Below are 25,317 nucleotides of genomic sequence, written 5' to 3'. Positions count from 1 at the left end.
GATGTCCTTCACCCGCCCCGCGACGCTGGCACGCGCCGCCCTCCTCGGCCTCGCGGGCCTCGGCCTCGCAGCCGCCCCGGTGCTCGCCCAGGCGAAGAAGCCCGCCGCCCCCGCGCCGACCGCTCCCGCCCCCGCCGCGCCGAACACCCCGGCCGCCAACACGCCCGCCGGCGCCGCCGCCCAGACCGGCCCGCAGATCGTGGCCGTGAAGTCCGAGCCGAGCCAGGCCGACTGGACCAAGGTCTGCGGCAAGGACCAGGGCTCCGGCACCGACATCTGCTACACCACGCGCGACTTCGTGTCCGACCAAGGCCAGCCCGTGCTGGCCGTGGCCGTCTACGAGATGAAGAACGCCGCCCAGAAGCAGGAGGTGCGCGTGGTGCGCTACCTGCTGCCGCTCGGCCTGCTGCTGCAGCCGGGCATCCGCTTCAACGTCGACGGCCAGGCCGCCACCCCGGGCCGCTTCGCGGTCTGCTTCCCGAACGGCTGCTTCGCCGAGGCCGGCGGCGTCGATGCCGGCGTCATCGCCGCCATGAAGAAGGGCACGACCCTCAACGTCTCGGTCCAGAACCAGACCCAGCGCGAGGTCACCTTCGCGGTGCCGCTGGCCGGCTTCGGCAAGGCCTTCGACGGCCCGGCCATCGACCCGAAGGTGCTCGAGGAGCAGCAGAAGAAGCTCCAGGCCGAGCTGGAGAAGCGCAGCGAGGACATGCGCAAGAAGCTCGAGCAGCAGGGCGGCGCGGCCCCGGCGAACGGCGCTGCCACGCCGGCTCCGGCGGCCAAGTAAGGCGTCACCAGCAAGTAAGGCCTCACCAGAATGCGATCGGGGGGTCGGACCGGGAGGTTCGGCCCCTTTTTCGTGGGCGCTCGCCTCGGGGCTCCGCCCCGATCCCCGCCGAAGGGCTCGCCCTTCGGGAACCCGGGACTGGGCGTTGGCAGGCTGCGCGGGGGCGCACAGGATCACGGAAGCCTGAGCCGGGAAGGCGGGGGATCACCGCTTGCCTTCGAAGACGGGCCGCGGCCCCCGTCGCGCGCTCTGCGCAGACCGGCCCGGGTCAGAGCCGTCGCTTCGACGAGTCAGTTCCGGACGCGGTCGCGCATGCGGTAGCCGCCGGCCGCGTCGCGCTCGAACATCTCGGCGATGCCGGCATGGCGCAGGGCCTCGCCGGACGTGTCGGGCAGGAGGTTCTGCTCGGAGACGTAGGCGACGTACTCGGTCTCGGCGTTCTCGGCGAGCAGGTGGTAGAACGGCTGGTCCTTGCGCGGCCGGACCTCCTCGGGGATCGCCAGCCACCATTCCTCGGTGTTGTCGAAGACCGGATCGACGTCGAACACGATGCCCCGGAACGGGTAGATCCGGTGGCGCACCACCGCACCGATCGCGAATTTTGCGGTTCTCAGGGTTACGTCCGTCATGACTCTGTCCGTCCAGAGCGGACAGATAGGCCCGATGCCGGGGCGTGTCACCGGGCCGTCGTCATCTCCCGGTGACCGAACTGTGATTCGGCCGGTCACGGGGCCGGGATGCCGAGCTCGGCCGCGATCGCCCGGGCGGTGGCCTCGCGCCGGGCGGTGAGGCCGGCCGTCGCCGCCCGGACCTGCGCCACGATCGCCGGCGGGGCGCTGCGCGGGGTGCCGCTGTCGAAGGGCGGCTCCGGGGCGTATTGCATACCGAGCTGGATCGCCCGCGCGGCATCGTCGCCGCGCAGCTCGGCCGCGAGCCGGAGCGCGCCGTCGATCCCGGCGGTGACGCCGGCGGCGAACAGCCAGGTGCGGCCGTCCTCGGCGCGGTCGATCACCACCCGCGCATCGACCGCCTCCGCCCCGAACCAGGGCAGCAGGTGGACCGCGTTCCAGTAGGTCGTGGCCCGGCGCCCGACCAGCAGCCCGGCCGCCCCGAGCAGGAGCGCGCCGGTGCAGACCGAGAAGACGTGCGAAGCCCCCGCGGCCTGGCTGCGGATCCAGCCGAGCACGGCCGCGTCCCGCATCAGCGCCTCCTGGCCCTGGCCGCCGGGGATGTGCAGCACGTCGAGGCGCGGCGCCTCCGCCAGGGTGGCGTCGGGGGTGATCCGCAGGCCGCGCACGTCGCGCACCGGCGCCGCGTTCGGCCCATAGATCCGGTAGGTCGCGTTCGGGATCCGCGACAGCACCTCGAACGGGCCGGTCAGGTCGATCTGGTCGAGCCCCTCGAACAGGAGCGAGCCGATCTGCAGATGGGTCTCGGGGGGAATCATGCGGAGCCTCCGTGCTGGACAGAGAGACCTTACCGCGGCACGTTCTGGCCGAGATGCCAAAGACCCCTCGTTTCTCGCCACAGGCGCCGCGTCCCGTGGAGCTGCTGGCCTTCCCGGCGGTGCAGCTCCTCGACGTGGCCGGGCCGCTTCAGGTCTTCGCCACGGCGAACGACCTGAGCGGCGGGGCGGCGCCGTACACGCCGCGGGTGATCGCGGCCGGCGACCGGACGCTCACCGCCTCGGCCGGGCTGCGCCTGGTGGCCGATCCGCTGCCGGGTCGCGACGCGCCGGTGGACACCCTGATCGTCGCCGGCGGCCCCGGGGTCACGGCGGCCTGCGCCGACCCGGCGCTGGTGGCCTGGGCGCGGGACCGGGCCGGGCGGGCGCGCCGGGTCGCCTCGGTCTGCACCGGGGCCTTCCTGCTCGGGGCCGCCGGGCTTTTGGACGGACGGCGGGCCGTGACCCACTGGAAGCATTGCGGCGCCCTGGCCCGGCGCTACCCGCTGGCCCGGGTCGAGCCCGACCCGATCTTCGTGCAGGACGGCCCGGTCTGGACCTCCGCGGGCGTCACCGCGGGGATCGACCTGGCGCTCGCTTTGGTCGAGGCCGATCTCGGCCGCGACCTCGCCCTGGCGGTGGCGCGCCACCTCGTGATGTTCCTGAAGCGCCCCGGCGGGCAGGCGCAGTTCAGTGCGGCTCTGGCCCTGCAGGCCGGGGAGGACCGCTTCGGGGCGCTCCACGCCTTCATCGCCGACAACCTGGCGGGGGATCTCTCGCTCCCGGTCCTGGCGGAGGCCGCCGGGATGAGCGCGCGCAGCCTCAGCCGGCACTACCGGGAGGCGACCGGCCTCACCCCGGCCAGGGCCGTGGAGCGCCTGCGGATCGAGGCGGCGCGGCGGGCGCTGGCCGAGACCGCGCAGCCGGTAAAACGCATCGCCCGGACCTGCGGCTTCGGCTCCGAGGAGACCCTGCGGCGCAGCTTTTTGCGGCACGTCGCGGCGACGCCGCAGGATTATCGGGCGCGGTTCGGGGGGTGAGGGGCGTCACACCGGATCGCCGGACGGGAGGGCAGCCCAGATAGTCTCGCGCACACCGTCGAGATCCTGGTGGATGTCGGCATTCAGGATGCGCAGCAGGGCAAAACCGCAGGCCTCGATGATCCGCGCCCGTGCCGCGTCGTAGAGACGCTCTCGCTCGGTCGAATGCGTTGCGCCGTCGACTTCCACCACGAGCCTCGCCTCGACACAGGCGAAATCGACGATGAAGCGGTCGATCGGATACTGGCGGCGGAACTTCCAGCCGTTGAGCGCACGGTTCCGCAGGACGCGCCAGAGCTTGGCCTCGGCAGTGGTCTGGTTTCGGCGGAGATGGCGGGCACGCGGGATCGACTTGCTCACCGGGTCGTCTCAACGGCACGGCACCGAATCGACCGGATGATACCGCGCTCTCACGCGCGCGGGTGCTCTCGCCTCCATAGACGGATTGGAGGCGCATTCATGTCTGAAAACCGCGAGGCGCCCCCTCTCCCGTGCGGGAGAGGGTTGGGGTGAGGGACCTGCCCTATCCGGAAAGACCTGTCCCCTCACCCTGTCCCTCTCCCGCACGGGAGAGGGGACCTGCGCCTCCTTCTGAACGAGTATCGCCGGGCCGTGCCGGCCTTGGATTCCGGATGGCGCGCGTCGCCCCCCCGCGCTACCCCAGCTGATACACCGCCGCCAGCTCCGGATCCTTCGCGGCAACGAGCTTCGCCAGGTCCACGATGACCTTGGCCTGCTTCCAGGTGGCGTCGTCCTGCATCTTGCCGTCGAGCATCACGGCGCCGGTGCCGTCGGGCATCGCCGCGACGATGCGGGCCGCGAAGGCGACCTCGGCGGGGTCGGGCGCAAAAACCCGCTTGGCGATCGCCACCTGGCTCGGATGCAGCGTCCAGGCGCCGGCGCAGCCCATGAGGAAGGCGTTGCGGAACTGCGCCTCGCAGGCATCGCCGTCGGAGAAGTCGCCGAACGGGCCGTAGAACGCCTTGAGGCCGTTGGCCATGCAGGCATCGACCATCTTGGCGATGGTGTAGTGCCAGAGGTCCTGCTGGGCCGTGGCCCGGGGGGCGTCGCCCGCGGGGTCGCTGAGCACCCGGTAATCCGGGTGGCCGCCGCCGACCCGGGTGGTCTTCATGCCGCGCGACGCCGCGAGATCCGCCGGCCCAAGGCTCATGCCGTGCATCCGCGGCGAGGCCGACGCGATGGCGTCGACATTGGCGACACCCTCGGCGGTCTCCAGGATCGCGTGGATCAGGATCGGCTTGGTCACCCCGTGCCGGGCCTCGAGCTGGGCGAGCAGCTGGTCGACGTAGTGGATGTCCCAGGGCCCCTCGACCTTGGGCACCATCACGACGTCGAGCTTGCTGCCGACCTCGGCCACGATCGTGAACAGGTCGTCCAAGATCCAGGGCGAGTTGAGGGCGTTGATCCGGGTCCAGAGGCCGGTGCCGGTGGCGGCGAAGTCGGTCGCCTGCGCCATGGCGACGAAGCCCTTGCGGGCCGCCTCCTTCTGGTCGGCCGGGACCGCGTCCTCCAGGTTGCCCAGCACCACGTCGACGGTGCCAGCAAGCTCGGGCACCCGGGCGCGGACCTTGTCGTTGTGGGGCGGGACAAAGTGGATCATCCGCTCCAGCCGCACCGGCAGCTCGCGGAACGGGGCCGGCGCGCCGGTGGCGAGGGGCTGGAAGAAGCGGCGGGGCAGTTTCATCGGGTGCCTCTTGTCAGGGCTGGCGTCTGGCCCCGTTAAGGCAGGCTTGGGCGGGCGCGTAAAGGCGCGGGCCGTGCGGGCAGCCTCGGACTTTCGGGGCAGCCCCGCCTCAACCGAACTCCGCACGTTCCTTTCGGGGCGGCGGCGTTGAGCTCCGCTCAAGCGCCGTGCGGGCGTGCCGATACGCGCTCCGCTCTATCCGGCCTACGTCAGATCAACCCCGCCGGCCCGGGCGGTCGACCATGCCGACCCGGCTGCCGAAGAAGTCGCCCCGGCTGCCGGCCACCACCACCAGGCGCCGGACATCGCCCCGCAGGAACGCCTGCAGGAAGCGGTTGTAGTCGCGGAACGAGACGCAGCCGTTCGAGGCGCCGGGCTGGCGCAGCATGTAGGTGTGGGCGAGCAGGCCGTCGCGGCCGTGGATCGCGCGGCTGCCGCCCACCGGGTTGAGGCGGATCGCCCGGACCCCGTGGAACAGGCGCTCGCGCTCGGTCAGGTCGTAGGTGCCGGGGGGCGTCGAGCCGCGCATGCGCAGGTGGACGTAGCGCGGGTCGTCCATGGCCTCGCCGAGGCCGGAATGGGCCTCCAGCACCTCGCCGGAGGGCAGGGTCACGGTGCGGGCGGTGATGTCGTAGACGGCGGTTCCGGCCACGGATTCCGGGGCCGCGCTGATCCGGGTGCGCGGCGCCTCCTGGGGCAGGGCGTCCGGGCTGGCATAGGCCAGCGCCTGGCGCGACTCGGCCCGGGGCGCGGCGGCGCCGACGCCGAACAGCTTCTCGAGGAAGGACGGCTCCTCCGCCATGGCGGCGCGGAACACGTCGCGGGTGCGGGGCAGGGCGCGGGCCGCGACCCGGGGCGCCGGGGCCATGGCCGGGCGCCGCAGCTCGGACGGGCGGGCGACCGGCAGCGGGACGAGGCTCGGCGCGAGGGCCGCGGGCGTCGGCTCGGCGGCGGCGACCCGGACCGGCGCGGCCGCCCTGGGCGGCACGGCGGCGGCCTGCACGACAGGGGCTTGGATGATGGGGGCCTGCACGGCGGGAGCCGGGGCCGGCTCGACCGACGCCATCCGGGCCTGGACCACCTTCCGGGCGACCCGCTGGGCAATCTCCCGGACGGCCGGGGACGGCTCGGCCATCGCGACCTGGAAGGATGCGGCCGGGGGCGGCGCCCCGAAGGCCGTGGCGGCACCGGAGCCGAGCGCCGGGCTCGGATCGAGCATCCAGGCGATGCTCGGCCGCGGCGCGGGCCGGGATTCGGGGGCAGGCTGCGCCTCGGCCATTGGGGCGGGCGGGTTCCAGCTGATCGGCAGCCCGTGCGGCAGGGTCAGCACGGTCCAGCCGGCCATGGACAGGGCGGCCAGGGAGATCAGCGCCGTCAGCCGGGCGCGGCGGCGGGCGCGCCGCATGGCGCTCGGGTAGGGAGCCCGGGTCGGCGGCGCGTCGGGCGCCTCGTAGGCCAGGCGCGGGTAGGGCGCCGGGGCAAAGGCCGGCATCGGGGCCGCGTCGCGGTACGCGGGTCGGGAATACGCAACCTGGGCCATGCGGGAACTCGCGTACGCGCTTCCCCACCCGGCAGCCGTCGCCGTTCGCCCGCGGAGGCTTTTTCCGCGCACGTGGCCTGGGTTGCCCGTCTGGGGAGGACATCAACCGTCCAGCCCATTAGGCATCCCCATGGTTAATCTTGGCTAAAGACCCGACGCGGCGCGGCGGGCCGGCCTGGAACACCCGTCGACGCCGCCGGGAACTCCAGAACAACCGACCGAACACCCGTCGGCGGCCTGCGAAGACTGAGCAGGACCGGCGCGCTCACGCGGCCGGCGCCTCCATGGGTCCGTGCCGCCGGGCGACCAGGAGGCAGAGCAGGGCCACCGGCACGCCGATCAGGGCGGTGCCGACGAAGAACCACGTGAACCCGGTCTGCTCGATGACGAAGCCCGAGAGCCCGGCGAGCAGGCTGCCCGGCAGGGCGCAGAGCGAGGTCAGCAGGGCGTATTGGCTCGCCGCGTGCTCGGTGGCCGCGAGGCGCGACATGTAGGTGATCAGCACGATCGACGCGAAGGCGTAGGCGAAGCCGTCGATCCCGACCGTGACCGCGAAGGTCCAGAACGCCGCCCCGCCATGGCCGCCGTGCCAGGCGAGATAGGCGAGCGCCAGATGCGAGGCCGAGGCCGCCACGGTGCCGATCAGGAGGCTCGCCATCATGCCGATCCGCGGGATGATGGCGCTCGCCAGGAAGGTGCCGCCGAGCGCGATCCAGAAGCCGAACAGCTTGGTCACCGTGGCGATGTCGGTGTTGGTGTAGCCCAGCGTCTTGAACAGCGGGATCGCCATGGTGCTCGACACGTAGCCGGGCATCCGGAAGCCCGCGACCAGCGCGAGCACCGGCACCGCCAGGGGGCCGAGCCGGGCGAGCAGGTCGCGGATCGGCGCCCAGACCGTCTCGACGAAGCCGCCGGGCGGCAGCGGCGCGGCCGGGGGCTCCGGCGCCAGCAGCGCGGCGATCGTGCCGGGGGCGAGCAGCAGAGCCATGCACAGATAGGCGGCGCGCCAGCCATAGGCGTCCGACAGGTAGAGGGCGCCGGCCCCGGCCGCGAGGTTGCCGACCCGGTAGCCGATCTCGGCCCAGGACGACATCAGCGCCTGCCGCTCGGGCGGCGCGACGGTGATGCGCCAGCCGTCGATCACCACGTCCTGGGTCGCCCCCGCCACCCCGAGCGCCAGCGAGAACGCCACCGTCCAGGCGAGCCAATGCGCCGGGTCGCCGAAGGCCACCCCGGCCAGCGCCAGCGCCACCAGGATCTGCGCGGCGACGATCCAGCCCCGCCGCCGCCCGAGCCAGCGCCCGAGCAGGGGCGCGTCGTGCCGGTCGAGGAACGGCGCCCAGAGGAACTTGAGCTTGTACGCGATGGTCAGCTCGCTCATCAGCCCGATCGTCGCCAGCGGCACCTTGGCCTGGACCAGCCAAGCCGATTGCGTCGCGTAGACGAGCAGGAACGGGATGCCCTGCGCGAAGCCTAAGCCCAGCACCGCCACGACCCGGCGGTCGGTGAACAGGGGCGTCAGGAAGGCGTTTTTCTCGGATCCTGCCGCGTCTGACGCACCGGTGGCCTGCGCCGGGTCTGCCATCTGCGCGTCTCCTGGGCTGCTGGGGGAAGGAGCAGAGATCGGCCGCGTGTGCAACGGTCGCGCCCCGCGATCGCCCTTTACGACAGAGCGCGTGAGGCGCTGTATGATCGGCTCAATGAGAGGATGGCGACGGAGGTCGACATGGACGCCCCCACACTCCTCACGGCCACCGAGGTCCAAGGACAGGCCACGTATGGCATGGCGAACCTGCGCTCGAAGACCACCGGGTTACCGTTCGTCGTGTTCATCTCGCAGAAGGCCGGCGCTCGGCACGACGCACGCGTGAAAGTATCGGACGGACCGCGCGTCCAGCCCGATCAGATGGGATCGTATCAAGTGCGGCCCTTCCGGCATACGGACGGCCCTCGCCTCGATCCCGCCGACGAGGCCCGCTTGCAGGCCTGGGTGGACCTGAATCGCGACGTGCTCATCAGCTACTGGAACGGGCAAATCGAGTTCACTGAAGACGCGATCGAGTTGCTCAAGCCGGTGTAAGCACGCCCTGGCGCTCACGATCCGGCTGAGCTCTCGAGGGTTCTTTACGCCGCCTTCTTCACCCGCTCGGCGATCTTCACCAGGCTGCGCAGCACCTCCGTGGCGGTCTTGAGCCGGGCCGGGATCGTGGTCAGCTCGCGCACGAACACGACGCTCATGTCGGGCCGCACCTTGGCGAAGGAGGCCTGCTCGGCCACGAACGCCACCAGCCCCTGCGGGTTGGCGTAGGACTTGTCGCGGAAGTGGACGACCACGCCCTTCGGGCCGGCCTCGACCTTCTCGACATTGGCCTTGAGGCACAGGATCTTGATCGTGCCGATCTTGAGGAGCTGCTCCACCTCCGGCGGCAGCGGCCCGAACCGGTCGATCATCTCGGCCCCGAAGCTCTCCATCTCGGCATCGTCCTGGAGGGTTGCGAGCCGCCGGTAGAGGGCCAGCCGCGCGCCGAGATCCTCCACGTAGGTCTCCGGGATGGTCACAGGGGCGCCGAGCGCGATGGTCGGCGACCACGCCTCCTCGGGCACGTCCTCGATGCCGGCCTTGAGCGCCGTGACCGCGTCCTCCAGCATCTGCTGGTAGAGCTCGTAGCCGACCTCCTTGATGTGGCCGGACTGGGCGTCGCCCAGAAGGTTGCCGGCGCCGCGGATGTCGAGGTCGTGGCTGGCGAGCTGGAAGCCCGCGCCCAATGTGTCGAGGCTCTGCAGCACCTTGAGCCGCTGCTCGGCCTGGGTGGTGAGCTGGCGGTTGGCCGGGGTCGTGAACAGCGCGTAGGCGCGCGCCTTCGAGCGGCCGACCCGGCCGCGCAGCTGGTAGAGCTGGGCCAGGCCGAACATGTCGGCCCGGTGCACGATCAGCGTGTTGGCGGTGGGGATGTCGAGGCCCGATTCCACGATGGTGGTCGAGAGCAGCACGTCGAACTTGCCCTCGTAGAAGGCGGTCATCACGTCCTCGAGCTGGCCCGCCGCCATCTGGCCGTGGGCGATCGCGACCTTGATCTCCGGCATCTCGGCGTCGAGGAATTTCTTGACCTCCGCCAGGTCCTCGATGCGCGGCACGACGTAGAAGGACTGGCCGCCGCGGTAGCGCTCGCGCAGCAGCGCCTCCCGGATGGTCAGCGGGTCGAACGGCGTCACGAAGGTGCGCACCACCAGCCGGTCCACCGGGGGCGTGGCGATGATCGAGAGCTCGCGCACGCCGGTCATGGCGAGCTGGAGCGTGCGCGGGATCGGGGTCGCCGAGAGCGTCAGCACGTGGACATCCGCCTGGAGTGCCTTCAGCCGCTCCTTGTGGGCGACGCCGAAATGCTGCTCCTCGTCGACGATGATCAGGCCGAGATCCTTGAACGCGATGTTCTTGGCGAGCAGCGCATGGGTGCCGACCACGATGTCGACGGTGCCGTCGGCGAGCCCGGCCCGGGCCTGCTTCATGTCGGCGGCCGACACGAACCGGGAGAGCTGGGCGACCTGGACCGGCAGCCCCTTGAAGCGCTCCGCGAAGGTGCGGAAATGCTGGCGGGCGAGCAGGGTGGTCGGCACGATCACCGCCACCTGCTTGCCGGCGATGGCCGCCGCGAAGGCGGCGCGCAGAGCCACCTCGGTCTTGCCGAAGCCGACATCGCCGCAGACCAGCCGGTCCATCGGCCGGCCGGCATTGAGGTCGTCCAGCACCGCGTCGATGGCGTTGGCCTGGTCCTCGGTCTCCTCGAACGGGAAGCGGGCGGCGAACTCGCCGTAGAGCCCCTCGGGCGCCTTGAGCACCGGGGCCTTCCGGACGAAGCGCTGGGCCGCGACCTTGATCAATTCGCCCGCCATCTCGAGGATGCGGCGCTTCATCTTGGCCTTGCGGGCCTGCCAGGCGCCGCCGCCGAGCCGGTCGAGGGCGACCTCGGAATCCTCCGAGCCGTAGCGGGTCAGGAGCTCAATATTCTCCACCGGCAGCAGCAGCAGGCCGCCGGTGTAGCTCAGCTCCAGGCAATCGTGCGGGGCGCCGGCGGCGTGGATCGTCTTCAGGCCGGAGAACCGGCCGATGCCGTGGTCGGCATGGACCACGAGGTCGCCGGGCTGGAGCGCCTGCACCTCCAGGATCACGTCCTGGGGCCGCTTGGCCTTGCGCTTCTGGCGCACCAGCCGGTCGCCCAGGATGTCGCCCTCGGAGACGACGGCGAGCTCGCCCACCGTGAAGCCGGCTTCCAGGCCCCAGACCGCCACGGCGGCGTCCGAGCCGCGCTTGAGCGCGTAGACATCCGACAGGCGGGTGATCGCCACGGGCTTCTTCAGGCCGTGGTCGGTTAGCACGCCGCAGAGCCGGTCGCGGGAGCCGTCGGACCAGGATCCCAGGATCACGTGATGCCCGGATCCCTGGAGGTCGCGGATATGGGCCACCGCCGCGTCGAACACGCTGGCGCTCTCGTTCGCCCGCTCCGGGGCGAAGCTGCGCCCGGCCTTGGCGCCGCAATCGATGACGGCACGCTCGGGCGAATCCGGCTGGGCGAACGGGGTCAGCCGCGCCACGGTGGCGGCGGCGATCCGCTCCTTCAGCTCGTTCGGGGTCAGGTAGAGGGCGCGGGGCGGCAGCGGCTTGTAGGGGGCGACGCCGGCCTGCGGCGTCTTCATCGCCCCCTCGCGGGCCTGGTAGTAATCCTGCACGAGGCTGATCCGCTCGGCGGCGGCATCCTCGACCTGCGGGTCGAACACCAGCGGCACGCCGCCGAGATAGTCGAACAGCGTGTCGAGGCGATCGTAGAACAGCGGCATCCAGTGCTCGAGGCCGGCATAGCGGCGGCCCTCGCTCACGGTCTCGTAGAGCCGGTCGTCCCGGGTCGCGGCGCCGAAGCTCTGAATGTAGCCCTGGCGGAAGCGCCGGATCGTCTCGGTGGTGAGCTGGACCTCGCTCATCGGCATCAGGTCGAGGGAGCGCAGCTGCCCGGTGGTGCGCTGGGTCTCCGGGTCGAAGGCGCGGATCGATTCGAGGGTGTCGCCGAAGAAGTCGAGGCGGATCGGCGCCGGCAGGCCGGGGGGCGACAGGTCGAGGATGCCGCCGCGCACCGCGTACTCGCCCGTATCTCGCACCGTGCCCGTGCGCATGAAGCCGTTGGCCTCGACCCAGGCGACCACGTCGTCCATCGCCACGACGTTGCCGATCGCGGCCGAGAACGCCTCCTTGGCGATGTGGCCCCGGGGCGGCACCCGCTGCACCAGGGCGTTGACCGTGGTGCACAGGATGCGCGGGCGGTCCTCGGCGGAGCGGGTCCGGGCCAGGCGGGCCAAGGCGGTCATCCGGGCGGCGGCCGTGGCCGTGGTCGGCGAGACCCGGTCGTAGGGCTGGCAGTCCCAGGCCGGCAGGTTCATCACGTCCATCTCGGGCGCGACGAAGCCGAGCGCCGACTGGAACGCCGCCGAGCGCCCGGAATCGCGCGCCACATGCACCAGCACCGCGGGGGCATCGACGGTGGGCGCCAGGGCCCGGGCGAGGTCGGCCACCGCCAGGGCATCGAATCCCTCCGGAGCGTTCGCCAGGACCGGGCTGTCGCCGCGCTTCAGGGCCTCGAGCGCCTGCGCGAGCGCCGACGACTTCGGCAGCGCGAAGCGCGCGACCTGGGGCTTTGCAGCCGGGGCAGGGGGCTTCGGGGCGGATTTCGGCTGGGGCTTGGCCATCGGGTCTTTCGCGGGGAGTCCCGCCGGGCACAGGGAGGGCTGACGCGGGCCGGCGTTAGCCCATTGAGCCGTCGTGATAAAGCATCCCGGCGGCGGCGTTGGGGTGGCTGACGATGTCCTATATGGCGGCGGCGCTCCAGCGGGGAACGTGTGTCCCGGTGCGATTCGGGGAGGCGCGCGCCTGCCGGGGCGCGGCACTTTCACCGCGCCGGACGATCACAGGGGAATCCGCCATGGCGCAGGACGACGCGATCTTGTTCACGCGCCTGGCGGATGGAACGCTGCTGCAACGTCATCGCGATGGCGCGTTCCGGCCGCCAGCCTCGACGTTGCCTTCTGGGAGCAAGCGACACAGGTTTGAGGCACTGTCGCTCTTGCAGACTGCGACGCGCCCCCGCGCCCGCAAGGAGTCACATCCTGGCCTGTTCAAAGGCGAAAACCTGATTGGACAGAATCCGTTGCAGGCGGCCGGGAAGGGGCACTGAGCCCCGCCCCTACGCGTCGGGCCCGACGATCTCCGCCAGCGCGGCCTCGACCCGGCCGCGAAAGAAGTCGGCATTGGGCATGCCCTCGGTCATCGCGGCGGCGCGGCCGGTGGCCTGGCGCAGGATCTCGGCGCGCAGCGCCGGGTCGCTGCGCTCCATCATCTCCAGCATGATGCGGACCACGAGCTCGGTGGCGATCGAGCGGGCGGGATGGTCGTAGGTCGGCTTGGGTTCGTCCATCGCGGGCTTTCGCTCTCAGGAATGAATCGGCGCGTCGTGCCGGTGGAACGCGCGCACGCGGCGCCAGACCGACGTGTCGTAGTTCGACGGCGTCTCGGCCTCGCCGGTGAGCCACTTGAACAGGTCGCGGTCGGGCACCTCGATCAGCGCCTCGAACTGGTCGAGCTCCGCCTCCGACAGGGTCCCGATCTCGGCATCGGCGAAGCGGCCCATGATCAGGTCCATCTCCCGGATGCCCCGGTGCCAGGACCGGTACAGGAGGCGGCGGCGGCGCGGATCGAGGTCGGCGCTGGTGCGGGTGGTGCCGGACATTGGTTCGCGACTTCCGGTCGGAGGATAGGCGGGACCAAGATAGGCGGCGCGGGCCGCCGGATCCAGGATTCGGGTTTCAGATCGGGCCGCAACCGCAGGGCGAACGGCAAAAAGCAATTGCCTCCGGCGGGTGCTCCGTTATCTCGAGTCCGCGACGTCCCGGCGCAACGGGGCTCGAGCGGAGTACGACGATGCCGAAGGCGATCCGGGTCTACGAGTACGGCGGCCCCGAGGTGATGAAGTTCGAGGACGTGCCCCTGGCCGAGCCCGGCCCCGGGCAGATCCGGGTCCGCCAAGCCGCGATCGGCGTCAACTTCATCGACATCTACTTCCGCACCGGCGCCTACAAGTCGCCGCACATGCCCTACACCCCCGGCAAGGAGGGCGCCGGCACCGTCTCGGCGGTGGGCGAGGGGGTCTCGAACATCAAGCCCGGCGACCGGGTGGCCTACGGCTCGGTGCCGGATGGCTGCTACGCCGAGGAGGCGGTGATCCCGGCCGCCGCCGCGGTGCCGATCCCCGACGGCGTCGACGAGAAGACCGCCGCCGCGATGATGCTCAAGGGCCTGACCGCCGAGTACCTGCTGCACCGGACCTACGCGGTGAAGCCCGGCGACACGATCCTGTGGCACGCCGCCGCCGGCGGCGTCGGCCTGATCGCCTGCCAATGGGCCAAGCATCTCGGCGCCACGGTGATCGGCACCGCCGGCAGCCCCGAGAAGGCGGAGCTGGCCAAGCAGAACGGCTGCGACCACGTCATCCTGTACCGCCAGGAGGACGTCGCCAAGCGGGTGCGCGAGCTGACCGACGGCAAGGGCGTGCCCGTGGTCTATGACGGCGTCGGCCAGGCGACCCTGATGGGCTCGCTCGACAGCCTTGCGCCGCTCGGCCTGCTGGCGAGCTTCGGCTCGGCCTCCGGGCCGATCACCGGGCTCGATCTCGGCCTGCTCGCCCCGCGCGGCTCGCTCTACGTGACCCGGCCGACGCTGGCGACCTTCTCGTCCAACCGCGCCACCCTGGAGGAGGCGGCCGCCCGCCTGTTCAAGGTGGTCGGCGACGGCGCCGTGAAGATCGCCGTCAACGCGACCTACCCGCTCGCCGAGGCGCAGCAGGTGCACCGGGACCTGGCCGGCCGGGAGACCACCGGCTCGATCGTGATGCTGCCGTGACACCCGGCGCTGCCGACCTGCTCCTCGTCATCGACGTGCAGGTCGATTTCCTGCCGGGCGGGGCCCTCCCCGTCCCGGACGGGGACGCGGTGATCGGGCCGGTCAACGCGCTCCAGCACCGTTTCCGGCACGTGGCGCTGATGCAGGACTGGCATCCGGCCAACCACGTCTCCTTCGCGGACACCCATCCCGGGCGGGCCCCGTTCGAGACGGTGGCGCTGCCCTACGGCCCGCAGGTTCTGTGGCCCCGGCACTGCGTCCAGGGCAGCCCGGGCGCGGGCTTCGCGCCGGGGCTGGCCACCGACCGGGCGAGCCTGGTGGTCCGCAAGGGCCTGGACCCGCGCGTCGACAGCTACTCGGCGTTTCTCGAAGCCGACCGCACCACCCACACCGGGCTGGCCGGCGCGCTCACCGAGCGCGGCATCTCCCGCGTCGTCCTGTGCGGCCTCGCCACCGATTTCTGCGTGCTCTGGAGCGCGCTCGATGCCCGCGCGGCGGGTTTCGACGTCTGGGTGGTGGCGGATGCGGTGCGCGGGATCGACCTCGACGGGTCGGTCGAAGCGGCCTGGGCCCGGATGACGGCGGCCGGCGTGCGCCGGATCGGCTCCGACGCGATCGCCTGAACGCCCGCGGGAGGCGAACCGCCGCATGCGCGGCGGGCGACCGCCCGGAGCCCGACGCGTTGGCCCGGCTCCGGAACCCGACAGGAGTCAGGCGATGTCATCCAAGCACCCGAAGACCGAGACCCCGACCGACGCCGACCTCAAGGGCAATCCCGGCATCGGCACGTCCAAGGGCATGAGCGGCGCCGACCCGGAAGACCTGGAGGCGGATTCGACCTTCGAGGGCGACGTCGAGAACGAGACCAAGCCGGACGGCGGCATCGACCCGAACCATCGCCCGCGCAAGAACGCCTGATCCAGGAAGCCCGGGCCTGCTTGGCCCGGGCCGCTTCGTGTCAGCGGGCGCGGGCCGGCGCCCTCGACCGCTGCGGCGCGGTGATCGCATCGGTGGGGGCGGTCCCGTCGCTGAGGAAGCCGTAGCCCGGGCTGCCCGATGAAACGTAGAGCTGCGGAGGGCTCGCGGTGTAGCCCCGCAGGAGGGCGGCGTTGGCGGCCCCGAACGACGCGGTGTTGTCGGCGCGGGCGGCGCCCGCCGGCACGCCCAGCAGCAGAGCGGCCGCCAGGGCCAGGGAGAAGGGCTTCGACATGGGGCGGATCCTTTGATGTGGGCGCGGTTCGGGCGATCCTCGACAGCACGGGATGACCCCCATCTGTGGTTGCCGAGCCGCAGCCGACGTGTGGCACCGCACAATGGACGCGGCAGCGCACCATGGTGCGCCTGCGACGGATCGGAGCATCATTCCGAAAGGTGGTGTCCGGCCCTCGGGAAAAAGGAGGATGCGACACCGGGAACCCGGCGCATCGGTCCGGTCCCGGCCGCCCGGACGCGCGCCTAGAGCCCCAGCCCGAGCTGCAGCGGCTCTTCTTTCTCCCCCTGCTCGAAGCCCGAGAGCGCGATCCCGATCAGCCGGGCGCTGCGCCTGAGGGGAAACAGGCCGGCGAGCAGGTCCAGGCCGATCCGCTCGAGGGCGGCCCGGTCGGCCACCGGGACGGAGAGCGACTTCGCCCGGGTGACCTGCGCGAAATCCGAGAATTTGAGCTTCAGGGTCACGGTCCGGGCCCGCATCCCCTTGGCATCCGCCCCGGCCCAGACCTTGTCGAACAGGGGCGCGAGCCGCGCCGCCAGGATTTCGAAGGCGGCCGTATCCTCCGAGAAGGTGGTCTCCGCCCCGATCGACTTGCGCACCCGGTGTGCGCGCACCGGCCGCATGTCGAGCCCGCGGGCGACCGCGTGGTAATAGGCCCCGGCCGACCCGAAGGCCTCGCGCAGCCGGTCCGGATCCCAGGCGCGCAGATCCGCCCCGGTCTCGATGCCGAGCCGCTTCATCTTCGCCTCGGTGACCGGCCCGACCCCGTGGAACCGGCCGATCGGCAGGGCGGCGACGAAATCCGGCCCCATGGCCGGCGTGATCACGAACAAGGCGTCGGGCTTGCGGTAGTCGGAGGCGACCTTGGCCAGGAACTTGTTGTACGAGACCCCGGCGGAGGCGACGAGGCCGGTGCGCTCCAGGATCTCGGCCCGGATCGCCTTGGCGACGGCCGTCGCCGTGGGAAGGCCCAGGAGATTCTCGGTGACGTCGAGATAGGCCTCGTCCAGGGCCACGGGCTCGATCACCGGCGTGTGCCGGGCGAACACCGCCCGGATCTCTTCCGAGACCGCCCGGTAGACCTCGAAGCGCGGCTTCACGAACAGCAGGTCCGGGCAGAGCCGCCGGGCGGTGGCCGACGGCATGGCCGAGCGCACGCCGAACCGGCGCGCCTCGTAGCTCGCGGCCATCACCACGCCCCGCTCCCGGGAGCCGCCCACGGCGAGCGGCAGCCCGCGCAGGGCGGGATCGTCGCGCTGCTCCACGGAGGCGTAGAACGCGTCCATGTCGATATGGATGATCTTGCGGAGGGCGACCTCCGGATCCATCGCCGCCTCGGGGTCCGGCTCGAGTTCTTGGTCTGTTCCGAAAGAGCGCGGCGGGGCGGCGGGGTCAAGGCGGGTCGCGCGCACCTCAACAGGGATATCCGCCTCACCCCCCTCATCCTGAGGTGCCGCGTCGGCGGCCTCGAAGGAGGCTTCCAGGGATCGCGCGGCCGGCTGGAGCCTCCTTCGAGGCCTCCGCTGCGCTGCGGCACCTCAGGATGAGGGAGTGGGTCGGAGGCTCGTCCGATCCCGCGCGGGCGGCGGGCCGCCTCAGGTCACGCTGCCGTAGAGGTCGTAGGCGTCGGCCCGGTCGATCTTCACCGTGACGATGTCGCCGGGGCGCACCGGGCGCCGGAAGGCGGCGTGGACGGTGCCGTCGATCTCGGGGGCGTCGGCCTTCGACCGGCCCTTGGCGATCCCGCCCTCGACGGAATCGACGATCATGGCCAGCCGCTTGCCGACCTTGGCCCGCTGAAGCCGGAGCGAGATCGCGTTCTGCGTCTCCATGAACCGGCGCTTGCGCTCGGCCTTCAGCTCCGGCGGCACGAGGTCGCCCAGCGCGTTGGCGGTGGCGCCGGCCACCGGCTCGTATTCGAAGCAGCCGACGCGATCGAGCTTGGCCTCCTGCAGCCAGGACAGCAGTTCCTCGAACTCGGCCTCGGTCTCGCCGGGGAAGCCGACGATGAAGGTCGAGCGGATGGCGAGGTCCGGGCAGGTCTGCCGCCAGCTGCGGATCCGGTCGAGCTGGCGCTCCTGGTTGCCGGGCCGGCGCATCCGCTTGAGCACGGAGGGGCTGGCGTGCTGGAGCGGCATGTCGAGATAGGGAAGGACCTTGCCCTCGGCCATCAGCGGGATGACCTCGTCCACGTGCGGGTAGGGATAGACGTAGTGCAGCCGCACCCAGGCCCCGAGTTCGCCAAGCTCCTTGGTCAGGTCGTAGAACTTCGCCCGCACGCTCCGGTCGCGCCACGGGCTCTCACTGTAGCGGACATCGACGCCGTAGGCGCTGGTGTCCTGCGAGACGACCAGGAGCTCCTTGACGCCGGCTTTGACCAGTTTTTCCGCCTCGCGCAGCACGTCGCCGGCCGGGCGGCTGACGAGGTTCCCGCGCAGGGACGGGATGATGCAGAAGCTGCAGCGGTTGCTGCACCCTTCCGAGATCTTCAGGTAGGCGTAGTGGCGCGGGGTGAGCTTGATCCCCTGCGGCGGCACCAGATCGAGGAACGGGTCGTGGGCCGGGGGCACCGCCTCGTGGACCGCCGCCAGCACGGATTCGTAGGCCTGCGGCCCGGTGACCGCGAGCAAATCGGGATACTTTTCGCGGATCTCCTCGGGCTGCGCGCCCATGCAGCCGGTGACGATCACCCGGCCGTTCTCGGCCATGGCCTCGCCGATCGCCGAGAGCGATTCCGCCTTGGCCGAATCCAGGAACCCGCAGGTGTTGACGATCACCACATCCGCCCCGTCGTGGCGGCGGGCCAGCTCGTAGCCCTCGGCGCGCAGATGCGTGAGGATCCGCTCGGAATCGACCAGCGCCTTGGGGCAGCCCAGCGACACGAACGAGATTTTGGGGGCGGCCCCGGGGGTAGCTCCCTGAGGTGCGGGCGTGGCGGTTGCGGTCATGGTCGCATTCGGAAGACGGGGCGGACGCCACCCTCGCGTGCAGCCGGTGGATCGGGTCGCACGGAGCGCGCGGATGGGCGTTCGGGATCGCGCCCTATAGCGGTTCTAACGCGCTCGCGCGAGACCGGCCGCCGCAGGGGTGCCCGGCCCGGTGCGGGAGGCTGGCGCCACGATCGAAACTTGGCTGTTTGCAGGGCTTTGCCGGCGGCTCCTGAGATCCCACATCAGGTCCTGCCGGCCTTCTCCCACGCCCGGGACGGGTCCCGACCGCCCTCGACGGGCGCGGCCTTGCGCGGAACTGCCGCTTTCCCCGCGGCATCGCCTGTGCAACGGCAGCGCGCGGGGCGCGTGCCCTCAGGACATGAGCCCGAACCCGGTCATGTGGACCCAAGCGATCTGGACCCAAGAGATCTGGACCCGAGAGATCCCCGTCATCGATCCCGTCGCGGCGGCCGCCCAGTTGCGGTCCCTGCCGGATCTCGCCTTCCTCGACAGCGCCATGCGGCACGACGCGCTCGGCCGGCACTCGATCGTGGCCGCCGACCCGTTCGCGCGCTTCCGGTTTCGCGACGGGCGCGCGACCTTGGACGGGCGCCCGGTCGAGGGCGGGCCGTTCGCGGCTTTGCGGGCCTGCCTGGCGCCCTACCGGGTCGAGCCCGATCCAAAAAACCCGTTCCCGGGTGGCGCCATCGGCTATCTCGCCTACGATCTCGGGGCGCAGCTCGAGCGGGTCGCGGCCCCTGCCCGGCGGGCGGGGCTCACCGACGACATCGCCGTCAATCTCTACGACACGGTGCTGGTGATCGACCACGCCGCCGGCACCTGCCGGCTCGTCGCCACCGGCTTCCCCGAGACCGAGCCGGCGGCCCGGCAGGCGCGGGCCGAGGCGCGGCTCGCCGCCTTCGCCGACCGGCTCGGCACCGAGATCCCGCCGGAAGAAGCCCCGCCCCGGGCCGCAAAAGACCTCGTGTGGCGCTCGAACTTCGACCGGCAAACCTATGAACGGGCTGTCGAAAAGGTCCGCGCCTATATCCGGGCCGGCGACATCTACCAGGCCAACATCGCCCAGCGCTTCAGCGCCGACCTGCCGGCGGGTTTCGACCCGTTCGCGCTCTACCGACGCCTGCGCGCCACCAATCCAGCGACCTTCGGGGCCTATCTGGAACTCGAAGGGCTGACCGTCGCGTCGTCCTCGCCGGAGCGTTTCATCCGGCTCGATGGCCGGCACGTCGAGACCCGGCCGATCAAGGGCACAGCCCGCCGGCTCGACGATCCGGAAGCCGACCGGGCGGCGGCCGAGGCGCTCCTGGCCTCGGTCAAGGAGCGGGCCGAGAACGTCATGATCGTCGACCTCTTGCGCAACGACCTGTCCCGGGTCTGCGCGCCGGGCAGCGTCGCCGTGCCCACCCTGTGCGGCCTCGAGACCTACGCCAACGTCCACCACCTCGTCTCGGTGGTGACCGGGACGCTGCGCGACGGGCTCGACGCCCTCGACCTCCTGGAGGGCACCTTCCCGGGGGGCTCGATCACCGGGGCCCCGAAGATCCGCGCCATGGACATCATCACCGAGATCGAGGGCGATGCCCGGGAACTCTATTGCGGCGCCATCGGGCGGATCGGCTTCGACGGCGCGCTCGACACCTCGATCGCGATCCGCACCGTGTTCATGGACGACAGCCAGGCCGTCCTGCAGGCGGGCGGCGGCGTGACCCTGCTGTCGGAGCCCGGCCCGGAATACGACGAGACCCTGGCCAAGGCCGCCCGGGTGTTCGAGGCCTTCGCATGATCCTCGTCCTCGACAATTACGATTCCTTCGTCTTCAACGTCGTCCGCTACCTGGAGGAGCTGGGCGAGACGGTCCGGGTCGTGCGCAGCGACGCGCTCGACGTCGCCGGCATCCGGGCGCTCGCCCCCGACGCCCTGGTGGTGTCGCCGGGCCCCTGCACCCCCGCGGAGGCCGGCATCTCCCTGCCGGCGATCCGCGACCTGTCCGGCGAGGTGCCGATCCTCGGCGTCTGCCTCGGCCACCAGGCGATCGGCGCGGCCTTCGGCGGCACGGTCGCGCGGGCGCAGCGCCCCCTGCACGGTCAGGCGACCCCGATCGAGCACCGGGGCGAGCGGCTGTTCTCCGGACTTCCGGCGCCGATGCCCGTGGGCCGCTACCACTCCCTGGTGGTCACCCCCGGCCCCGACATGGACAAGCATCTCTCGGTCGACGCGGTCTCGCAGGAGGGCGAGGTGATGGCGCTCTCGCACCGGACCCACCCGACCTACGGCATCCAGTTCCACCCGGAATCGGTGCTGACCGAGGGCGGCCACGCCCTGTTCGCCAACTTTTTGAGCCTCGCCCGCGCCTGGCGCGACGAGCACGGCCATCAGGACGGGCGCGACGATGCTGTGGCGTGACGGGACGATCGTCCCGGGAACACGGGCGCCCCTGGACCACACCGATCGCGGCCTGACCCTGGGCGACGGCCTGTTCGACACGGCGCTGGCGCTGGGCGGCCGGGTGGCCTTCGAGGAGGCCCATATCGCCCGGCTCGTCGCCGGGGCGGAGACCCTCGGGATCCCCGCCGAGGCGGACAGAATCCGTGCGGCCATGCGGGCGCTCGCTGGACAGGGCAGGGGGGAGGCGGACCGGTTGGCGATCCGCACCACCCTCACCCGGGGCTCCGGTCCGCGCGGGCTGAAGCCCCCGGCGGATCCGCAGCCGACCCTGTTCGCCACCGCGGCGCCGAGCGCCAAGGGCGCGGCCTTCGCGCCCCTGCGGCTGTGGCCGACCGGGATCGCCCGCAACGACACCTCGCCCGCCGTCCGGCTGAAGACGCTCGGCTATCTCGACGCGGTGCTGGCCGCCGGGGAGGCCGCCGCGTCGGGCTTCGACGAATCCCTGTTCTGCAACACGAGAGGCCGCGTCGCCTGCGCGGGCACCGGCAATGTCTTCGCGCTGTTCGGCGACCGGCTGGTCACGCCGCCGCTCGCCGACGGCGTGCTCGCCGGGATCGTGCGCGCGGAGGTGCTGGGGCTCGCCGGGGCGTGCGGCTTGCGCGCGGAGGAAGAGTCCCTGTCCCTGCCCGAGTTCCTCGGCGCGGAGGCGGTGTTCCTCACGAACTCCCTGCGGCTCCTCGCCCCCGTGACGGCGATCGGCGCCACCGCCTTCGCCAGCCCGAACCACCCGGCCGTGGCCCGGCTGAGTGCGGCGCTGCGAAGCGCAATCGCCCGCGCCTGCGGGGTCGCGGAAGACCGGGTCGGATGACCGGGCCGACATCCGAGACCTGGCGCCGCCGGCTGCGCTACGCCCTGGCCCTCATCTATGCCGGCATCGGGATCGTCCACCTCGTGGCCGCGGACGCGATGCTGCCGCTGATGCCGGATTGGGTGCCGGCGCCGCGCCTGGTGATCCTGGCCACCGGCCTGTGCGAGATCGCCGGGGCGATCGGGCTCCTGACCCGGTCGCTGCGCCGGGCGGCCGCGATCGGGCTCGCCCTCTACGCGGTCTGCGTCTACCCGGCCAACCTCAAGCACGCCTTCGACGCCGTCCATGTCGACGGCATCCCGGATTCCTGGTGGTACCACGGCCCAAGGCTGGCGTTTCAGCCGGTCTTCGTCTGGGCGGCGCTCTGGGCCGGCGGCGTGATCGACTGGCCGGTCCGCCGCCGCTGAGGCGACAGTCGGTCGAGCGCGCAGACGATCCGGCATTCGCGCGGCCCCGGACGGGACGGCGGCCGCGCCGGCCAGCAATGCCTGAGAAACCGTGATCACAGGATCCCGGGATCTCTGGCTCACGGCAGGCTTTGATCCTGGGATCGCCGCGGATAGACTGTGGCGCGGCCGCCGCACGCGCTGGAACAACGCGTCGCCCGGCCCCGATACGGGCGATGGACATGACGAAGCGCCGCGCGGCCGGCCGCACGACCCCGATCGCCGACACGCTGCCGGAGCAGGCCGAGGTCGAGCGCGCCATCGAGGCCGTCCTCGACCGCCTGCGGCCCAAGCCGGCGGGTGCGCCCGCATCGCGGGCACCGAAGGCCGAGGGCCCGCGGGGATCGGGCCCGGGCCGGAAGGGCGACTGAGCGGCCCCGGCCGGCCCGAAAGGTTCCTCCACAGGGCGAAGATTTCGCCCGGACCCGTCGGGCCCGACCGGCGTTCCCCGTCCGGAAGCCGCGTTCCCGAATGCGGCCCGTATCGGAGATAGACCGCCATGGCCAAGCCGAAGACGCTGCACGACGCCTTCTACGAGACCCTGAAGGACGTCTATTATGCCGAGAAGCAATCCGTGAAGGCGCTCAAGAAGTCCGCCAAGGCGGCCGAGCACCCGGAGCTGCGCCAGGCCTTCGAGACCCATGCCGAGGAGAGCGCCCAACAGGTCGAGCGCCTGACCCAGGTGTTCGAGATCATCGGCAAGCCCGCCCGTGCCAAGACCTGCGAGGCGATGCAGGGCATCACCTCGGAGATGGAGGAGGATCTGGAGGATTTCGCCGACAGCCCGGCCGCCGACGCGGTGCTGGCCGCCTGCGCCCAGGCGGTGGAGCATTACGAGATCGCCCGCTACGGCACCCTGAAGACCTGGGCCCGCCAGCTCGGCCACGAGGAGGCCGCCAAGCTCCTCGACGAGACCCTTCAGGAGGAGAAGAAGACCGACGCGCTGCTGTCCAAGATCGCCGAGACGATCAACGCCGAGGGCACCCCGGCGGACGACGACGCCGAGGCCCCGAAGGCCAAGGGCCCCAAGAAGGCGGCCTGAGCACGGCTGCGGCGGAGGAGGGGCCCCGCTCCTCCGCCCTCTCGGAGATCCGGGATCCCAGAGGGCGCAGCCCTTTGGCGGGGTCCGGGGCGGAGCCCCGAGATCCTACTTCGCCGCCTCGATGGCGCTGAGCGGCGTCCAGTAACAGCGATCCTGCCCGCTCGTCAGGGCGAGGCACCCGTAGGTCATCGTCCGGGTCTCGAGCCGGACCTGCTCGCCGGGCTTCCACGTCCGGCACTCGCCGCTGGCCAAGCTGCCGTTCAGGAGCTGGCCGAAGCCCGATTCATCGCCGGCCATGACCAGCTTAAACAGGCGGTCGGTGACCTCCTGGGTGTGGCAGCCGAACCGTTCCTTGACGATCGTCTCGGCTCGGACGGGGAGGGCGAGGGTCGCGGCGAGGACGGCGAGGGCGGGCAGGAGGATGCGCATGGCCGAAGGATAAGCGCGACGCGCCACCTGTCGACCCCTCACGTCCGGGCGTGCCATGCGGGCGAAAGCCGCGCCCGCTACGCCGTCTCGTCCCGCTTCGCCGCCTGCCAGGCCGCCTCCATGGCGGCGAGATCCGAGCGCCCGAGTTCCCCGCCCGCGGCCTTCAGATGCGCCGCCATGGCGGCGAAGCGGCGCTCGAACTTGGCGGTGCCGTCGCGCAGGGCGGTCTCGGGATCGATCCCGGCATGCCGGGCGAGGTTGGCCACCGAGAACAGCAGGTCGCCGATCTCTTCCGACAGGGCCTGCGGGTCGCCGGCCGCCAGGGCCTCGGCGACCTCGTCGGTCTCCTCCCGGACCTTGTCGATCACCTGGGCGGCGTTCCCCCAGTCGAACCCGTAGGCCGCCGCCCGGCGGGAGATCTTCTCCGCCCGGGCCAGAGCCGGCAGGGCGCGGGCGACGCCGCCCAGCGGATCCGGTTCGGCGGCACCGGGATCCCGGGCCGCCCGCTCCTGCGCCTTAATCGCCGCCCATTGCGCCTCGACCTGCGCCGGGTCGCGCAGGGTCGAGCCCGCGGGGAGGGGGGTCCCGTCCGGCTCGAACACGTGCGGGTGGCGGCGGACCAGCTTGTCGCCGATCGCCCGGGCGACGTCGTCGAACCCGAAGGCGCCCTCCTCTTCGGCCATGCGGGCGTGGAACACCACCTGGAGGAGCAGGTCGCCGAGCTCGTCGCGCAGATCGTCCCGGTCGCCCCGCGCCACCGCGTCCGCGACCTCGTAGGCCTCCTCGATCGTGTAGGGCACGATGGTCGCGAAGGTCTGCCGGACGTCCCAGGCGCAGCCGCGCTCGGGATCGCGCAGATCGGCCATCAGGCGCAGGAGCCTGCGCAGGGAGGCCGGCTCGCCGGCGGCCAGAGGCTCGGACCGACTTGAATCGGGTGCGTCACTCATGGCCGCCGGGTTAGAGCAGGATGCGGGACAAGGGAATCCGGTGGACCCGACTAGATCTCGGGTCAGACCCGGGCGTCGCGCTCGCGCACCCGCTCGGCCTGCAGCTCGCTGAGATAGCCGGTCAGGCGACCGGTGACGCCGGGATCGGCGCATTGGACCCAGAGCGGCGCCGGCAATGCCCGCACGGGCAGGCGCTGCAGGAAGGCTTCGGCCGAGAGGGCCGCCTCCCGTTCCGAGGTGGCGGCCAGGAGCCGCGCCCCCGCCTGCGTGCCGATCAGGATCGCAATCGTGGCCATGGGCGCCCTCACATCGGGATACCAACGACGCGACCGGCCTTCGCGTTGCCTCGGCCGGAGCGGGCGCTCATGTATCGGCGCCTCCGGGAAGGGCAGGGCGGCCGCCCTCGCGTCCATAATGGGCAGGTTCCCTGGTTTGGGCCTTGCGGAACCGGAGGACCGACACCACCTCTGCGATCGTTGCCGACGCTGCGCATGGCAGGTCGGCGATCTCCTCGAGCCGAATCGCGAGCCAGCCGCCCGGTGCAAGCCGGAGCCGTCTTCGCAATGCCGGCAAAAGGGTTGTTG

General features: G+C 71.9%; 29 protein-coding genes. 13 read left to right on the top strand and 16 right to left on the bottom strand.

The window, feature by feature from the left end; all coding sequences use genetic code 11:
- The first annotated feature begins 1 nt into the window (after position 1).
- A complete protein-coding gene (locus tag WYO_RS03545) occupies positions 2 to 787 on the top strand; it encodes an invasion associated locus B family protein (protein ID WP_007559131.1) in 786 nt (261 codons plus the stop codon).
- Positions 788 to 1,077: 290 nt separating this feature from the next.
- Here WYO_RS03545 and hspQ read toward each other — a convergent pair whose 3' ends face one another.
- Both hspQ and WYO_RS03535 read right to left on the bottom strand, forming a co-directional pair.
- Complete coding sequence (gene hspQ, locus WYO_RS03540) at positions 1,078 to 1,416, bottom strand: heat shock protein HspQ (RefSeq protein WP_007559130.1); 339 nt, start codon at positions 1,414 to 1,416, stop codon at positions 1,078 to 1,080.
- 95 nt (positions 1,417 to 1,511) lie between these two features.
- Positions 1,512 to 2,234 (bottom strand): DJ-1/PfpI family protein, encoded by a 723-nt coding sequence (locus tag WYO_RS03535; RefSeq protein WP_007559129.1) that lies wholly within the window; start codon positions 2,232 to 2,234, stop codon positions 1,512 to 1,514.
- Between the two features lie 53 nt (positions 2,235 to 2,287).
- Here WYO_RS03535 and WYO_RS03530 point away from each other — a divergent pair, with 53 nt between their 5' ends.
- Positions 2,288 to 3,271, top strand: coding sequence for a GlxA family transcriptional regulator (locus WYO_RS03530; RefSeq protein ID WP_039902119.1), 984 nt, complete (start codon positions 2,288 to 2,290; stop codon positions 3,269 to 3,271).
- A gap of 6 nt (positions 3,272 to 3,277) precedes the next feature.
- Here WYO_RS03530 and WYO_RS03525 read toward each other — a convergent pair whose 3' ends face one another.
- The 4 genes from WYO_RS03525 to WYO_RS03510 all read right to left on the bottom strand — a co-directional run bounded on the left by WYO_RS03525 (position 3,278) and on the right by WYO_RS03510 (position 8,101).
- Positions 3,278 to 3,631, bottom strand: coding sequence for a DUF559 domain-containing protein (locus WYO_RS03525; protein ID WP_007559126.1), 354 nt, complete (start codon positions 3,629 to 3,631; stop codon positions 3,278 to 3,280).
- 295 nt (positions 3,632 to 3,926) lie between these two features.
- A complete protein-coding gene (locus tag WYO_RS03520; RefSeq protein ID WP_007559124.1) occupies positions 3,927 to 4,976 on the bottom strand; it encodes a CoA ester lyase in 1,050 nt (349 codons plus the stop codon).
- 214 nt (positions 4,977 to 5,190) lie between these two features.
- Positions 5,191 to 6,516, bottom strand: coding sequence for a DUF2778 domain-containing protein (locus tag WYO_RS03515; protein ID WP_007559123.1), 1,326 nt, complete (start codon positions 6,514 to 6,516; stop codon positions 5,191 to 5,193).
- Positions 6,517 to 6,781: 265 nt separating this feature from the next.
- Entirely contained in the window at positions 6,782 to 8,101 is a 1,320-nt protein-coding gene (locus tag WYO_RS03510; protein ID WP_007559122.1) for an MFS transporter, read from the bottom strand.
- 141 nt (positions 8,102 to 8,242) lie between these two features.
- Between WYO_RS03510 and WYO_RS03505 the strand changes: the two genes are divergently transcribed.
- A complete protein-coding gene (locus WYO_RS03505) occupies positions 8,243 to 8,596 on the top strand; it encodes a hypothetical protein (RefSeq protein ID WP_007559120.1) in 354 nt (117 codons plus the stop codon).
- A gap of 44 nt (positions 8,597 to 8,640) precedes the next feature.
- Here the strand turns inward: WYO_RS03505 and mfd are convergent, their stop codons facing one another.
- On the bottom strand, positions 8,641 to 12,249 hold the full coding sequence (mfd, locus tag WYO_RS03500; RefSeq protein ID WP_007559118.1) for a transcription-repair coupling factor: 3,609 nt from the start codon (positions 12,247 to 12,249) through the stop codon (positions 8,641 to 8,643).
- A 233-nt stretch (positions 12,250 to 12,482) separates the two neighbouring features.
- Here mfd and WYO_RS30695 point away from each other — a divergent pair, with 233 nt between their 5' ends.
- A complete protein-coding gene (locus WYO_RS30695) occupies positions 12,483 to 12,734 on the top strand; it encodes a hypothetical protein (RefSeq protein WP_007559117.1) in 252 nt (83 codons plus the stop codon).
- 9 nt (positions 12,735 to 12,743) lie between these two features.
- Here the strand turns inward: WYO_RS30695 and WYO_RS03495 are convergent, their stop codons facing one another.
- Together WYO_RS03495 and WYO_RS03490 are read right to left on the bottom strand one after the other, a co-directional pair.
- Positions 12,744 to 12,974 (bottom strand): hypothetical protein, encoded by a 231-nt coding sequence (locus WYO_RS03495; RefSeq protein ID WP_007559116.1) that lies wholly within the window; start codon positions 12,972 to 12,974, stop codon positions 12,744 to 12,746.
- A gap of 15 nt (positions 12,975 to 12,989) precedes the next feature.
- On the bottom strand, positions 12,990 to 13,286 hold the full coding sequence (locus tag WYO_RS03490; RefSeq protein WP_007559114.1) for a succinate dehydrogenase assembly factor 2: 297 nt from the start codon (positions 13,284 to 13,286) through the stop codon (positions 12,990 to 12,992).
- A gap of 191 nt (positions 13,287 to 13,477) precedes the next feature.
- On the opposite strand from WYO_RS03490, the gene WYO_RS03485 reads away from it, so the two are divergent.
- The 3 genes from WYO_RS03485 to WYO_RS03475 all read left to right on the top strand — a co-directional run bounded on the left by WYO_RS03485 (position 13,478) and on the right by WYO_RS03475 (position 15,373).
- Entirely contained in the window at positions 13,478 to 14,455 is a 978-nt protein-coding gene (locus WYO_RS03485; protein WP_007559112.1) for a quinone oxidoreductase, read from the top strand.
- Positions 14,452 to 15,078 carry a bifunctional nicotinamidase/pyrazinamidase gene (gene pncA / locus WYO_RS03480; RefSeq protein WP_007559110.1) on the top strand — a complete coding sequence of 209 codons (627 nt, stop codon included), beginning with the start codon at positions 14,452 to 14,454 and terminating at the stop codon, positions 15,076 to 15,078. The genes WYO_RS03485 and pncA overlap by 4 nt, the downstream gene beginning before the upstream one ends.
- Positions 15,079 to 15,172: 94 nt before the next feature.
- Complete coding sequence (locus tag WYO_RS03475) at positions 15,173 to 15,373, top strand: hypothetical protein (RefSeq protein ID WP_007559109.1); 201 nt, start codon at positions 15,173 to 15,175, stop codon at positions 15,371 to 15,373.
- Between the two features lie 40 nt (positions 15,374 to 15,413).
- On the opposite strand, the gene WYO_RS03470 is transcribed toward WYO_RS03475, so the two are convergent.
- From WYO_RS03470 to rimO, 3 genes are all read right to left on the bottom strand, one after another.
- Positions 15,414 to 15,665 carry a hypothetical protein gene (locus WYO_RS03470; RefSeq protein WP_007559108.1) on the bottom strand — a complete coding sequence of 84 codons (252 nt, stop codon included), beginning with the start codon at positions 15,663 to 15,665 and terminating at the stop codon, positions 15,414 to 15,416.
- Between the two features lie 245 nt (positions 15,666 to 15,910).
- Positions 15,911 to 16,993 (bottom strand): DNA polymerase IV, encoded by a 1,083-nt coding sequence (gene dinB, locus WYO_RS03465; protein ID WP_007559106.1) that lies wholly within the window; start codon positions 16,991 to 16,993, stop codon positions 15,911 to 15,913.
- A gap of 267 nt (positions 16,994 to 17,260) precedes the next feature.
- A complete protein-coding gene (rimO, locus tag WYO_RS03460) occupies positions 17,261 to 18,613 on the bottom strand; it encodes a 30S ribosomal protein S12 methylthiotransferase RimO (RefSeq protein ID WP_007559104.1) in 1,353 nt (450 codons plus the stop codon).
- 379 nt (positions 18,614 to 18,992) lie between these two features.
- On the opposite strand from rimO, the gene pabB reads away from it, so the two are divergent.
- The 6 genes from pabB to WYO_RS03430 all read left to right on the top strand — a co-directional run bounded on the left by pabB (position 18,993) and on the right by WYO_RS03430 (position 23,357).
- Positions 18,993 to 20,399, top strand: a complete 1,407-nt coding sequence (gene pabB, locus WYO_RS03455) for an aminodeoxychorismate synthase component I (protein WP_244424038.1) — start codon at positions 18,993 to 18,995, stop codon at positions 20,397 to 20,399.
- Positions 20,396 to 21,019 carry an aminodeoxychorismate/anthranilate synthase component II gene (locus WYO_RS03450; protein WP_007559100.1) on the top strand — a complete coding sequence of 208 codons (624 nt, stop codon included), beginning with the start codon at positions 20,396 to 20,398 and terminating at the stop codon, positions 21,017 to 21,019. Before pabB ends, WYO_RS03450 begins: the two co-directional genes overlap by 4 nt.
- Positions 21,006 to 21,869, top strand: a complete 864-nt coding sequence (locus tag WYO_RS03445) for an aminotransferase class IV (protein WP_007559099.1) — start codon at positions 21,006 to 21,008, stop codon at positions 21,867 to 21,869. The genes WYO_RS03450 and WYO_RS03445 overlap by 14 nt, the downstream gene beginning before the upstream one ends.
- Complete coding sequence (locus WYO_RS03440; RefSeq protein WP_007559097.1) at positions 21,866 to 22,276, top strand: DoxX family protein; 411 nt, start codon at positions 21,866 to 21,868, stop codon at positions 22,274 to 22,276. Before WYO_RS03445 ends, WYO_RS03440 begins: the two co-directional genes overlap by 4 nt.
- A 215-nt stretch (positions 22,277 to 22,491) precedes the next feature.
- Complete coding sequence (locus tag WYO_RS03435) at positions 22,492 to 22,686, top strand: hypothetical protein (RefSeq protein WP_007559095.1); 195 nt, start codon at positions 22,492 to 22,494, stop codon at positions 22,684 to 22,686.
- A gap of 128 nt (positions 22,687 to 22,814) precedes the next feature.
- Positions 22,815 to 23,357: a ferritin-like domain-containing protein gene (locus WYO_RS03430; RefSeq protein ID WP_007559093.1), complete on the top strand. Its 543-nt coding sequence runs from the start codon at positions 22,815 to 22,817 to the stop codon at positions 23,355 to 23,357.
- A 105-nt stretch (positions 23,358 to 23,462) separates the two neighbouring features.
- On the opposite strand, the gene WYO_RS03425 is transcribed toward WYO_RS03430, so the two are convergent.
- The 4 genes from WYO_RS03425 to WYO_RS32015 all read right to left on the bottom strand — a co-directional run.
- Positions 23,463 to 23,786, bottom strand: coding sequence for a hypothetical protein (locus WYO_RS03425; protein WP_007559091.1), 324 nt, complete (start codon positions 23,784 to 23,786; stop codon positions 23,463 to 23,465).
- 77 nt (positions 23,787 to 23,863) lie between these two features.
- Positions 23,864 to 24,733: a nucleoside triphosphate pyrophosphohydrolase gene (gene mazG, locus WYO_RS03420; RefSeq protein WP_007559089.1), complete on the bottom strand. Its 870-nt coding sequence runs from the start codon at positions 24,731 to 24,733 to the stop codon at positions 23,864 to 23,866.
- Between the two features lie 62 nt (positions 24,734 to 24,795).
- Complete coding sequence (locus tag WYO_RS03415) at positions 24,796 to 25,029, bottom strand: hypothetical protein (RefSeq protein ID WP_007559087.1); 234 nt, start codon at positions 25,027 to 25,029, stop codon at positions 24,796 to 24,798.
- Between the two features lie 67 nt (positions 25,030 to 25,096).
- The coding region (locus WYO_RS32015) for a hypothetical protein (RefSeq protein ID WP_210160729.1) at positions 25,097 to 25,317 on the bottom strand (221 nt) is incomplete at its 5' end.

It is taken from the genome of Methylobacterium sp. GXF4 (genome assembly GCF_000272495.1).
Lineage (GTDB): Bacteria > Pseudomonadota > Alphaproteobacteria > Rhizobiales > Beijerinckiaceae > Methylobacterium > Methylobacterium brachiatum.
The sequence above is the reverse complement of the archived record's forward strand: the minus strand, read 5'-3'. Positions and strand labels throughout refer to the sequence as shown.

What these genes read in the sequence shown, in the direction of transcription:
- WYO_RS03510 (WP_007559122.1), bottom strand. Translation starts at nt 8,101, where the DNA reads ATGGCAGACCCGGCGCAGGCCACCGGTGCGTCAGACGCGGCAGGATCC.
- WYO_RS30695 (WP_007559117.1), top strand. Translation starts at nt 12,483, where the DNA reads ATGGCGCAGGACGACGCGATCTTGTTCACGCGCCTGGCGGATGGAACG.
- WYO_RS03485 (WP_007559112.1), top strand. Translation starts at nt 13,478, where the DNA reads ATGCCGAAGGCGATCCGGGTCTACGAGTACGGCGGCCCCGAGGTGATG.
- WYO_RS03535 (WP_007559129.1), bottom strand. Translation starts at nt 2,234, where the DNA reads ATGATTCCCCCCGAGACCCATCTGCAGATCGGCTCGCTCCTGTTCGAG.
- WYO_RS03530 (WP_039902119.1), top strand. Translation starts at nt 2,288, where the DNA reads ATGCCAAAGACCCCTCGTTTCTCGCCACAGGCGCCGCGTCCCGTGGAG.
- WYO_RS03495 (WP_007559116.1), bottom strand. Translation starts at nt 12,974, where the DNA reads ATGGACGAACCCAAGCCGACCTACGACCATCCCGCCCGCTCGATCGCC.
- WYO_RS03470 (WP_007559108.1), bottom strand. Translation starts at nt 15,665, where the DNA reads ATGTCGAAGCCCTTCTCCCTGGCCCTGGCGGCCGCTCTGCTGCTGGGC.
- WYO_RS03515 (WP_007559123.1), bottom strand. Translation starts at nt 6,516, where the DNA reads ATGGCCCAGGTTGCGTATTCCCGACCCGCGTACCGCGACGCGGCCCCG.
- WYO_RS03545 (WP_007559131.1), top strand. Translation starts at nt 2, where the DNA reads ATGTCCTTCACCCGCCCCGCGACGCTGGCACGCGCCGCCCTCCTCGGC.
- WYO_RS03505 (WP_007559120.1), top strand. Translation starts at nt 8,243, where the DNA reads ATGGACGCCCCCACACTCCTCACGGCCACCGAGGTCCAAGGACAGGCC.
- pabB (WP_244424038.1), top strand. Translation starts at nt 18,993, where the DNA reads ATGTGGACCCAAGCGATCTGGACCCAAGAGATCTGGACCCGAGAGATC.
- WYO_RS03425 (WP_007559091.1), bottom strand. Translation starts at nt 23,786, where the DNA reads ATGCGCATCCTCCTGCCCGCCCTCGCCGTCCTCGCCGCGACCCTCGCC.
- mfd (WP_007559118.1), bottom strand. Translation starts at nt 12,249, where the DNA reads ATGGCCAAGCCCCAGCCGAAATCCGCCCCGAAGCCCCCTGCCCCGGCT.
- WYO_RS03450 (WP_007559100.1), top strand. Translation starts at nt 20,396, where the DNA reads ATGATCCTCGTCCTCGACAATTACGATTCCTTCGTCTTCAACGTCGTC.
- mazG (WP_007559089.1), bottom strand. Translation starts at nt 24,733, where the DNA reads ATGAGTGACGCACCCGATTCAAGTCGGTCCGAGCCTCTGGCCGCCGGC.
- WYO_RS03490 (WP_007559114.1), bottom strand. Translation starts at nt 13,286, where the DNA reads ATGTCCGGCACCACCCGCACCAGCGCCGACCTCGATCCGCGCCGCCGC.
- WYO_RS03430 (WP_007559093.1), top strand. Translation starts at nt 22,815, where the DNA reads ATGGCCAAGCCGAAGACGCTGCACGACGCCTTCTACGAGACCCTGAAG.
- WYO_RS03435 (WP_007559095.1), top strand. Translation starts at nt 22,492, where the DNA reads ATGGACATGACGAAGCGCCGCGCGGCCGGCCGCACGACCCCGATCGCC.
- WYO_RS03475 (WP_007559109.1), top strand. Translation starts at nt 15,173, where the DNA reads ATGTCATCCAAGCACCCGAAGACCGAGACCCCGACCGACGCCGACCTC.
- WYO_RS03415 (WP_007559087.1), bottom strand. Translation starts at nt 25,029, where the DNA reads ATGGCCACGATTGCGATCCTGATCGGCACGCAGGCGGGGGCGCGGCTC.
- rimO (WP_007559104.1), bottom strand. Translation starts at nt 18,613, where the DNA reads ATGACCGCAACCGCCACGCCCGCACCTCAGGGAGCTACCCCCGGGGCC.
- dinB (WP_007559106.1), bottom strand. Translation starts at nt 16,993, where the DNA reads ATGGATCCGGAGGTCGCCCTCCGCAAGATCATCCATATCGACATGGAC.
- WYO_RS03445 (WP_007559099.1), top strand. Translation starts at nt 21,006, where the DNA reads ATGCTGTGGCGTGACGGGACGATCGTCCCGGGAACACGGGCGCCCCTG.
- hspQ (WP_007559130.1), bottom strand. Translation starts at nt 1,416, where the DNA reads ATGACGGACGTAACCCTGAGAACCGCAAAATTCGCGATCGGTGCGGTG.
- WYO_RS03520 (WP_007559124.1), bottom strand. Translation starts at nt 4,976, where the DNA reads ATGAAACTGCCCCGCCGCTTCTTCCAGCCCCTCGCCACCGGCGCGCCG.
- WYO_RS03440 (WP_007559097.1), top strand. Translation starts at nt 21,866, where the DNA reads ATGACCGGGCCGACATCCGAGACCTGGCGCCGCCGGCTGCGCTACGCC.